We start from the raw sequence: 1,496 nt of genomic DNA on the forward strand, positions 1-1,496 counted from the left end.
CTCGATGGGAATGCGAAGGGACTTCCCACCTTCGGGCAACGGCGACGAAGCGCCAAGATTGGTGGTGTTCGAAGTCATCAATCTGAAGCCTGTGAAAGGGGAAGTCCGTGGAGCAGATTACACGAGGTCAAGCGGTTCGCGTAGGGGTCGATCTCGCCAAGCGCGTGATCCAGGTGCACGCGGTGGACGCGGCTGAGCGCGTGCTCACCGGCCGCGCGTTGTCGCGAGACAACTTCATGCCTTGGTGTGCARGGCTGCCCGCCGGCTGCATGGTGGCGATGGAGGCGAGCTCGAGCGCGCACCACTGGGCCCGCAAGCTGATCGCGCTCGGGCTGGACGCGCGGATCATCTCGGCGCAGCTGGTCAGCCCGTACCGCCGCGAGGGCGCGAGCGGCAAGAACGACGCCAACGATGCAGCAGCGATCTGCGAGGCGGCCTCGCGAGCGCGCATGCGCTTCATCCCGGTCAAGTCGGTCGAGCAGCAAAGCATGCTGTGCGTGCACCGGCTGCGCGAGGGGCTCAAGGAAGACCGCACCGCGTGCATCAACCGCATCCGCGGCCTGCTGGCCGAGTTCGGGGTGGTGCTCGCGCAAGGCTCGCGAGAGCTGCAAGCCGCGCTGAGCGACGTGCTCGAGGACGCGAGCAACGAGCTCGGCACGCTCGCGCGGCTGACGCTGCAGCGCGCCCAGGCGCAGTGGCATGAACTGGACGCGCACTTGGCCTGGTGCGACGAACGCATCGCCGCGCACGGCCATGACAACCCCGCAGTGAAGACGGCGGCAACGCTGCTGGGCATCGGCCCGGTCACCGCCTCGGCCGTCGTTGCCACGGTCGGTGACTTCAAGCAATTCAAGAGCGGCGCGCAGTTCGGCGCCTGGATCGGCCTCACGCCGCGTCAGCACTCGAGCGGCGGCAAGAGCCAGCTCGGCGGCATCACCAAGCGCGGTGACACCTACCTGCGCACGCTGCTGATCCAGGGCGCGAAGTCCGCTGTCATGACCGCGCATCGACGACAGGACCGGATCTCGGCGTGGGCACTGGCGCTGCGCGAGCGCTCGGGCTGGCAGAAGGCGGTCGTCGCGCTGGCCAACAAGAACGCGCGCATCCTGTGGGCGGTGATGACGCACGGCGAGGCCTTCGATCCAAATCATCTGAGCACCCAACCCATCGCCGGCTGATCGAGCTTCGAGCAGCACCCTCATCCTTGCACGACGTGAAGACGAAGACGCACTGAACAGGTCAGACCGGCGGCGGGCAAGCTCGACTAACCCTGGGTGGTCTCGATGATCTCGAGGTCCACGCGATAGGAATGGAGCCCCGCCGAGCGGTTCGCATCTGGGTCCGCATCGCTGGGCGCACCACGCGCTCGATGCAACAAGGCCGTCTGTAGAGTGGCAGTCTGTTCTCTGTCTCAGCCAGGCTTCGCAGCCACGTCGACTCATCGACAAGATCAAAAATGCGTTGACTACTTTGGAAGTCCCTGTAAAGGGTTAGGC

1 protein-coding gene is annotated in these 1,496 nt (G+C 66.0%); it reads left to right on the forward strand.

What is annotated here, in order from left to right; genetic code table 11:
- The first annotated feature begins 107 nt into the window (after positions 1–107).
- Complete coding sequence (locus AC1DTW_RS28090; protein ID WP_477985325.1) at positions 108–1,178, forward strand: IS110 family RNA-guided transposase; 1,071 nt, start codon at positions 108–110, stop codon at positions 1,176–1,178.
- Positions 1,179–1,496: the final 318 nt, after the last annotated feature.

This window comes from Rhizobacter sp. P5_A1 (genome assembly GCF_056400745.1).